This is a genomic window from Acidovorax sp. SUPP2825 (assembly GCF_030158995.1).
GTDB lineage: Bacteria > Pseudomonadota > Gammaproteobacteria > Burkholderiales > Burkholderiaceae_C > Paracidovorax.
This window is the reverse complement of sequence record NZ_BQXK01000029.1, coordinates 24,670-32,420: the sequence shown is the minus strand read 5'-3', so window position 1 is coordinate 32,420 and position 7,751 is coordinate 24,670. Positions and strand designations below refer to the sequence as shown.

Here is a 7,751-nt window from a genome sequence, read left to right as displayed (position 1 = left end):
CGGGCCTGCAAGGCCCCTCATGCACCCAGGCGCAGACCGCTGCTGGGCCTCATCACGCTCAAACGGCTACTGGCGCCCACTCCTCCCTATTCGGATTCGTCAAACATGGGGTTGTGAGAGGCTCCCACCTGAATGTGATCGTGCCTTGCACCTCGGATGACAAGTGGCAGCAAACATGCAACGCACCCTCTTTGCGCTTTGCTCGGCGCTGCTTCTCGCATTGCTTTTGGTGCTGGCTACGCATCTTCCTGCTTCGGCCCAGCAACGCCTGGTGACCAATGACCGCGTGACCGCCGATCAGGTGTCGCAGGCGATCGCAAACTCTCCCAACGCCAGTCAGTGGCTGCGTGCGAATGCCAGGGCCGTTGGCAATCTGGCCATCAACGTCGAGAGCGGTGGCTACCTCTCGGTCTATAACGGCTCGTGCTGCTACGGCTCGTGCTGCTACGGCGTACTGCAGATGAACGAGGAAAACATTCGCAGATACGCTCAGGTGCCACCCGATGAGTTCAGGACCTGGAGCCTGCAGCGCCAAGTGGATGCATGGTCGCGCGTGATGTCGCAGGCGTTGCAGGCCAACCCCGCGCAGGCCCTTGAGGCCCTGGGTACGTTCGATGGCCGCCGCGTGGACGCGAACATGATCCTGGCCTGCGTGCAACTGGGCATCGGCAACTGCCAGCGCATGATCGTCTCAGGGCGCTGCTCGGGCTTCGCCGACTCCAACGGCACGACCATCTGCGGCATGGCCGATCGCATCGCGGGCAATGCGCCCTCCCCCACGACGCCCGGCACGACCAGCCCATCTACGCCGATCTCCGGTGGTGGCAGCGGCATCGCATTCAATAACAGTTGCATCCGCGCCTCCGATGGCCAGTGCGTGCCCGTCACCGAGGCGCTGCGCATCGGCTTCGAGCAGGGCTCGGGCGTGTCCATGGCACGCATGCGCTCCATCATCCAGATGCTGCTGGTGGCCATCACCCTCCTGGTGGTTTCCAGCGCCCTCGTGGGCGTGTGGCAGCAATACGCCCGCGGCGTCATCGACAAGGCCACGATGATGGAGTACATGCAAAAGGGCTGCATCATCGTGATGATCGTTTTTGCGGTGATGACGATTTTTTGATTCAGGAGATCAGGTAATGGAGAAAAAAGTGACCGACGAGATCATCGACAGCGCCGTGCAAGGTGTCGCAGGCTCCGCAGGCACGATTCTTAGCTCACTTCTATGGTTCGCTCAGAAGTTATCGTTCATTGGGGCCTTGGTGTCGGCCGCTGGATTTGCTTGCGCTGTGCTCATGGGGGCGGAGCAGCTGTTCACATGGTTTTACTGGCTGATCGGCTGCGCGATCACGGCCTTGGCGCTCGGCATCTTGACCCGACATCGATGATGCGGCCCTGGAAAACGGTTATGCGTGGCGAACGCATGCCGCAGCTTGTGGGCCGTTGACCGCAGCATTTGGGATTGGCCGATGCCAATCCCAGCCTTTCAGGGATGCGACTATTTCAATCGCACCTCGACGTGAGGGATGCCGGTTGCATCGGCTCTGTCGATCGCTTCGACGTAGCCCTGCGCGCGAACCAGATCGCTGAGCTTCTTGAATCCGTAGTTCCTTGGATCAAAAGAGCTATGGGTCTTCCCAAGCAATCCTCCGACAGTGGCAAGGTGTGACCAGCCCGTCTCCCGAGCGGTTTCCCGAATCGCGTTCGAAAGCAGCTCTTTCAGATCCGGCACATCGAGCACCTGCGGCGTACTCGGAACCGTACCGGCCTGTTTGTTCAATACCTCGAAGAAGATGAACTTGTCGCAGGCCGCGATGAAGGGTTCAGGGGTCTTACGCTCTCCGAGCCCGTACACCGTCTTGCCCGCTTCACGCAGCCGGGTGGCCAAACGAGTGAAGTCACTGTCGCTCGATACCAAGCAAAATCCATCAACGTTCCCGGAATACAGCAAGTCCATGGCGTCGATGATGAAAGCCGAGTCCGTCGAGTTCTTTCCTTTCGTGTAGGCGAACTGCTGAACGGGTTGGATCGCATGGAGATGAAGATGGGCCTTCCATCCGACGAGATTTTGCGTTGTCCAGTCTCCAAAGGCCCGTTTCACGGTGGCTGTCCCGTACTTGGCCACCTCCTCCAAAAGCTCCTTGACCACGGATGCAGACGCATTGTCAGCGTCAATGAGGACCGCAAGTCGCGGAGCGTCAATGTTTGCCAAGTCGTATCTCCCTTTTTGTTCCCTTCACCCCAGTCTGCATGATCCGCTTTGATTTTTCAACCTCTTGCCGTGCGGAATTCGCTCGAGGCAGGGACGTAGCAAATACCTCGTGGATGATGCCGCTCGATGACGCCCCGCAAGTAGACCATCGACGTCCTGGCATAGATGGTCGTGGTCTGCAGGCATGCATGGCCGAGCAACATCTGGATTACGCGCAGATTCGCCCCGGCCTGGTACAGGTGCGTGGCGAAGGCATGCCGCAGCGTGTGGGCTGTCACCATCGGCAGGCCTGCCGCGTCGGCATGCCGGCGGATCGTGCGCTGCAGGGCGCTGTAGTTCAGGGTGCCAAAGGCCGTCGCATGGACGAACAGGGCCGGGACTGGGCGCTGGCAGGCCTGCAGCAGCGCGGGGCGCGCTTCGTGCAGATACCGCTCTAGCCACTGGGCTGAGTGCTCTCCGAACACCACGATCCGCTCCTTGCCCCCTTTGCCCATCACCTGGGCCGCACGGGTGCGCAGGCACAGTTGATGCGGCCGAAGGCTCAGCAACTCCGCGGCACGCAGGCCGGAGGCATACAGCAGTTCCAGGATCGCCCGATCGCGCAGGCCCAGGGCGAACCGGGTGTCGGGTTGCTCCAGAAGGCGGTGCACCGTGCGTTCGCAGGGGACGTACCCCAGGCTTTGCTGGTGGGGCCTTCGCCTCGGTGGCGCGATGTATTGCCAGGGGTCGCACTCCATCATGCTCTCGCCTGCCAGCCAGGCGTAGAACGTGCGAAGCACCCAGGTCTTCTTGTCCACCGTGGTTTGGGCATGCCTGCGCGACTGCTCGCTAATCCAGTGCCGAAGATGCAAGGCCGAGACATCCAGCCGCGTGATTCCGAAGCGTTCCCGCAGCCATCGCTGCCACTCGATGAGTGCATAGTGGGCCACCTGCAAGGTACTTCGCGCATACCCGCATTCGTGCTTCAGATATTCCTTGAAGCGCTCTTCCACAAACAGCTTCGGCCCCGTCACGACGGATCACCTATCCCAAGACGATCAAGCATGCGTCGAGCGGGAGTCGGTACCGGCGCATCCGCCAAGCGTCCGAAGACGCAGATACGAGCGCGCGCACTCCATCCGCCGGCACATCCGGCATGATTCTTCAAATCCATGGGGGTCCCTAAATCGCGCCGTGGGCGCGCAGGTCTTTGATAGATTGGTCTGAAAGACCTACTTCACGCAGTAATGCGTCGGTGTGCTGGCCTACCGCGGGGATCGGCTCCATGCTGGCTTGCCAGCGGTTGCTTCGCCCTGGAGGCAGCAAAGCAGGCAGCGGACCAACTGGCGAGTCCACTTTGCGCCAGCGCTCGCGTGCTTTCAGTTGGGGGTGGGCCCACAGCTGTGCCATGTCATTCATGCAGGCATTGGCAATTTGCGCTTTTTCGAGTCGCGCCACCACTTCGTCAGTGGTCAACTTCTCGAAGACGTTCAGAATCAGCTGCCGAAGCTCATCCCGGTGCGCATTGCGTTGCGTGCTGTTGGCGAAACGTGGCGCCTGAGCGAGCGCGGGTTCACGCAAGACAACGGTGCAGAAACTTTCCCATTCCCGCTCGTTTTGCACGCCCAGCATGACCTTGCCACCATCGCCGGCGGCAAATGGTCCGTAGGGGTAGATCGTTGCGTGGGAAGCGGCGCTGCGCTCCGGGGGCGGCGCACCCTCGAAGGCGTAGTACATCGGAAAGCCCATCCACTCCACCAGAGACTCAAGCATGGAGACATCGATGTGGGCACCCTCCCCTGTCTTCTCGCGCCGTAGCAGCGCCGCAAGGATGTTGGTATAGGCATACATGCCCGCAGCGATGTCGGCAATCGAGTTGCCGGTCTTGCAAGGCGACTCCTCGGTACCCGTTATCGAAAGCAGGCCCGCTTCGCTCTGAATCAGCAAGTCATAGGCCTTCTTGTCCCGGTATGGCCCGTCGTCACCGTATCCGGAGATGTCGCAGACCACCAGGCGGGGATTGGTGTGGGAAAGGCTGGCGTAATCCAAGCCCATGCGGGCCGTGGCGCTGGGCGCAAGGTTCTGCACGAACACGTCCGCCTTCTCGATCAGTCGCCTGAGCACGTCCAGCGCCCGTGGCTGCTTCAGATCCAGCGTCAGGCTCTTCTTCGATCGGTTTGTCCACACGAAGTGCGATGACATGCCCCTCACCCGCTGGTCGTACTCGCGCGCGAAATCCCCAGTCTCTGGGCGCTCTACTTTGATGATGCGCGCGCCCAAATCCGCCAGCTGACGGGTGCAAAAAGGCGCTGCGATCGCATGCTCCAGAGAGACAACGGTAATGCCTTCGAGAGGTCGGGTCATCGCGCGCCTCCTCAGTCCACTTCTGCGCGCGAAGCTTTGACGATCTTTTCCCACTTGGCCAGGTCGCTGCGCAGCTGGGCCGCAAATTGATCGGGGGATGTTGGTGCGGCGATCTCCACACCCTGCTGGTCCAGCTTCTCGCGCAGATCCTGCGCTGCCATGGTTTTTCGCATGCCATCCTGCAGCGTGCGCACCACCGCTGGTGCTACCCCAGCCGGGGCAAACAAGCCGATCCACAGCGTACCTTCGTAGCCTGGCACCGCTTCGGCAATCGCCGGCACGTCGGGCAGTACAGGCGTGCGCTTGGCGCCGCTCACAGCCAAGGCGCGTAGCCGGCCTGCCTTGATGTGTGCCAGCGATGATGGCAAGCTGGCGAACACGATGGGCAGTTGTCCTCCCAATACGTCGTTCAGCGCTGGTGCAATGCCTTTGTAGGGGACATGCTGCAGCGAAACACCTGCCATCTCATTCAGCATCTCGCCCAGCAGGTGATTGAGCGTGCCGTTGCCAGCCGAGGCGTACTGGTACTGGGCGTCCTTGCGCCGAGCAAGGGACAGGAAGTCGCCGAAGGTCTTGGCAGCGAATGATGGATTGACCAGCAGAACGTTGGGCACGTTGCCAATCATGGCGACAGGCACGAAATCCTTCACGGGATCGAATCCTGGATTTCGATAAAGCGCAGGGTTGATCGCCTGGCTACTGCTGATCGTGACAAGCAGCGTGTACCCGTCCTTCGGACCTCGCGCCACGTATTGGGTCCCGATGTTGCCGCCGGCGCCAGGCCGGTTGTCGACAATGGCTCCGGTGCCCAGTACCTCCCCCAGTTTGTGGGCGACCACCCGCCCAACGATGTCGTTGGTGCCGCCTACCGTTTGCGGCACTACCAGCGTGAGCGGGCGCGTGGGATACGCCGCCTGGGCTTGCGCGAGCGTGGCGCCGAGTCCCAAGGTTCCCATCAGCAGCGTTGCTGCAAAAAATTTCAATCTCATAGTTCTACTCCCTTTATTACCCGGCTTACGATTCGGGCTGGGGGTGGATTCTGCAGAGATTCGCGCCCTACACAATTGGCTATTTCAGAAGCGAGGCTTCGTTTTTCATTAATGCTCGAAATACGTTTTCTTACATGCAGTTCGACCTGACTGATTTGCGTCTGTATGTGTGCGTGGCAGAGATGTGCAACTTGACCAGAGCCGCGGCCAAACACAATCTCTCTCTAGCAGCGGCAAGTACGCGCATCAAGGCACTGGAAATGCAGGCCGGCGTCTTGTTATTGGCACGCGAAGCAAGGGGAGTCCGGCTGCTACCGGCTGGCGAGGCTTTTGTTCATCATGCGCGCTTGATGCTGCAACAGGCAGACCTTCTGCACGCAGAAATGGGGGAATATGGCGGCGGATTGCGCGGGCATTTACGGCTGCTGGCCAACACCACTGCTGTCACAGATTTCTTACCGGAAATACTGGCAGATTTCCTCTCAGATCATCCACATGTCAACGTTGAGTTGGAAGAACGGCCTAATGCGATGATTCCGCGGGGTGTTTTGGAAGGTCGTGCAGATCTAGGCATCATTGCTGGTTCCATTGATACTTTGGGCCTGGTCTCTATCCATTTCAGTACCGACCGGCTGGTTCTGGTCACCTCTCCCAGCCACCGTTTCGCACGGCGACGCTCCGTGAACTTCGCTGAAACGCTAGAGGAGGACGTGGTGGGGATGCCGGAGGGCAGCACGCTGCAGGCATTTCTGGATCAGATCACCCAGCAATTGGGGCATCGTCAGAAACCTCGAATTCGGTTGCGCAGTTTCGAGGCGATGTGCCGCATGATCAGCAGCAATGTGGGCATTGGGGTGCTGCCCGAATCGGCTGTCATCCGCAATCAGTTGGCTATGCCACTGGCGATGGTGGAATTGCGAGACGAGTGGAGCGTGCGTGAACGTCACCTGCTGATGCGTGATAGGGCTACTCTGCCCGTGTATGCGCAAGCATTGGTGGACAACCTTTGCCGGCATTACGATGCTGGTCGCCTACGCTCAGCGAGCCCGCCCCCAATGCTTGCGGCATCTGGGTGAATTCCTTACCGGGCCTCTTGCCTATCTGGGAGGTGTCGTACTTTCGTTTGCGAAATACGGGATCAGCATACGGTTGCCCTCGGCGCCGGTCTCTCGAAGGTACTCGACCGAAAACTTCTCTCCGATGCGCCGCAGCTCGTTTCGCAGTTCAGGCTGAGGCGTCTCCACTTTGATTCCGTTACGCGCCAGTTCTGCCAGAGAGACGGCGGATGTGGCTTCGCTGGCCATCCAGCCGCGCTTTTGCGCCTCGCCCGCTGCCGCCATAACGGTTTGGCGAGTGGCTTCGGGAAGCTCGGCCCACTTGGCCTTGTTAGCGATCACGATGTTCTTCGGATACCAACCACGCACGTTGTAGAAGTGTTTGGCCGGACCCTCCCACAATTTCGAGTCCACCCCGGTCGCGGGCGAAGTGAACATGGCGTCCAGGCGCTGGTCCTTGAATGCCGCGCCGATGGCCTGCGTTGGCACGTCGACAGGCGTGGCGCCCATGAGTTCCGCAAGACGCAGGGTGCTCGGGTTGTAGGTGCGCATTTTCATGCCGCGCAGATCCGCAACGCTGCGCACGGGGCGGATGGTAAACAATCCTTGCGCCGGCCAGGGCACAACATAGAGGATCACCAGGCCTTTCTTATCCAAAGCTTCCTGCAGCAGCGGACGTTGCGCATTCCACAGCCGCAAGGCATCGTCGTAGCTGTTGACGATGAAAGGAATGGCATCTGCGCCGGCGATCCGGTTATCGCTGGCCATGGTGCTGAGAAGCACCTCCCCTGCAGCGAGATCGCCCGATCGCACCTTCGCCGTGATCTCGGAGAGACCCGCTGCAATATTGTCAGTGCGAACGTCGATGACCAAGCCACCCTTCGCGCGATCCTTTACGTCCTGCGCGAATTGGCGCAGGTTAACCGCGTGAAAAAGGTCCTTCGGGTAGCTCGATGCCAGCGTCCACGTACTCTGCGGAGCCTGAGCGGCCACGGGCTCTAGGGCGGCGCACGCCGCTAAGGCAACCATCATCTTGGCCCCAAATCGGCGGATCGTTTTCGTCGAGTCAGCTGTTCGAACATCGGGGAGCATCATGGTCTTTCTCTGTGTTCAATCGTCCTGAGCCGGGATCCGCGCATGTGCGTGTGTTCCTCA

General features: G+C 60.3%; 8 protein-coding genes. 3 read left to right on the top strand and 5 right to left on the bottom strand.

Annotated elements, in window-relative coordinates; genetic code table 11:
• The first annotated feature begins 175 nt into the window (after positions 1 to 175).
• The gene (locus AVAK2825_RS23290) at positions 176 to 1,120 is read left to right on the top strand and encodes a DUF3262 family protein (RefSeq protein WP_284402806.1); all 945 of its coding nucleotides are present in this window, start codon (positions 176 to 178) and stop codon (positions 1,118 to 1,120) included.
• 16 nt (positions 1,121 to 1,136) lie between these two features.
• On the top strand, positions 1,137 to 1,385 hold the full coding sequence (locus AVAK2825_RS23285) for a hypothetical protein (protein WP_284402805.1): 249 nt from the start codon (positions 1,137 to 1,139) through the stop codon (positions 1,383 to 1,385).
• Between the two features lie 110 nt (positions 1,386 to 1,495).
• On the opposite strand, the gene AVAK2825_RS23280 is transcribed toward AVAK2825_RS23285, so the two are convergent.
• From AVAK2825_RS23280 to AVAK2825_RS23265, 4 genes are all read right to left on the bottom strand, one after another.
• The gene (locus AVAK2825_RS23280; protein WP_284402804.1) at positions 1,496 to 2,209 is read right to left on the bottom strand and encodes an NYN domain-containing protein; all 714 of its coding nucleotides are present in this window, start codon (positions 2,207 to 2,209) and stop codon (positions 1,496 to 1,498) included.
• Positions 2,210 to 2,265: 56 nt separating this feature from the next.
• Entirely contained in the window at positions 2,266 to 3,201 is a 936-nt protein-coding gene (locus tag AVAK2825_RS23275; RefSeq protein ID WP_284402803.1) for a tyrosine-type recombinase/integrase, read from the bottom strand.
• Positions 3,202 to 3,370: 169 nt separating this feature from the next.
• Positions 3,371 to 4,552: a CaiB/BaiF CoA transferase family protein gene (locus AVAK2825_RS23270; RefSeq protein WP_284402802.1), complete on the bottom strand. Its 1,182-nt coding sequence runs from the start codon at positions 4,550 to 4,552 to the stop codon at positions 3,371 to 3,373.
• Positions 4,553 to 4,563: 11 nt separating this feature from the next.
• Positions 4,564 to 5,508, bottom strand: coding sequence for a tripartite tricarboxylate transporter substrate binding protein (locus AVAK2825_RS23265; protein WP_245711535.1), 945 nt, complete (start codon positions 5,506 to 5,508; stop codon positions 4,564 to 4,566).
• 167 nt (positions 5,509 to 5,675) lie between these two features.
• On the opposite strand from AVAK2825_RS23265, the gene AVAK2825_RS23260 reads away from it, so the two are divergent.
• Entirely contained in the window at positions 5,676 to 6,617 is a 942-nt protein-coding gene (locus tag AVAK2825_RS23260; protein ID WP_284402801.1) for a LysR family transcriptional regulator, read from the top strand.
• 21 nt (positions 6,618 to 6,638) lie between these two features.
• Here the strand turns inward: AVAK2825_RS23260 and AVAK2825_RS23255 are convergent, their stop codons facing one another.
• Complete coding sequence (locus tag AVAK2825_RS23255) at positions 6,639 to 7,691, bottom strand: TRAP transporter substrate-binding protein (protein ID WP_284402800.1); 1,053 nt, start codon at positions 7,689 to 7,691, stop codon at positions 6,639 to 6,641.
• Positions 7,692 to 7,751 lie beyond the last annotated feature (60 nt).

What these genes read in the sequence shown, in the direction of transcription:
- AVAK2825_RS23255 (WP_284402800.1), bottom strand. Translation starts at nt 7,691, where the DNA reads ATGATGCTCCCCGATGTTCGAACAGCTGACTCGACGAAAACGATCCGC.
- AVAK2825_RS23285 (WP_284402805.1), top strand. Translation starts at nt 1,137, where the DNA reads ATGGAGAAAAAAGTGACCGACGAGATCATCGACAGCGCCGTGCAAGGT.
- AVAK2825_RS23260 (WP_284402801.1), top strand. Translation starts at nt 5,676, where the DNA reads ATGCAGTTCGACCTGACTGATTTGCGTCTGTATGTGTGCGTGGCAGAG.
- AVAK2825_RS23270 (WP_284402802.1), bottom strand. Translation starts at nt 4,552, where the DNA reads ATGACCCGACCTCTCGAAGGCATTACCGTTGTCTCTCTGGAGCATGCG.
- AVAK2825_RS23290 (WP_284402806.1), top strand. Translation starts at nt 176, where the DNA reads ATGCAACGCACCCTCTTTGCGCTTTGCTCGGCGCTGCTTCTCGCATTG.
- AVAK2825_RS23265 (WP_245711535.1), bottom strand. Translation starts at nt 5,508, where the DNA reads ATGGGAACCTTGGGACTCGGCGCCACGCTCGCGCAAGCCCAGGCGGCG.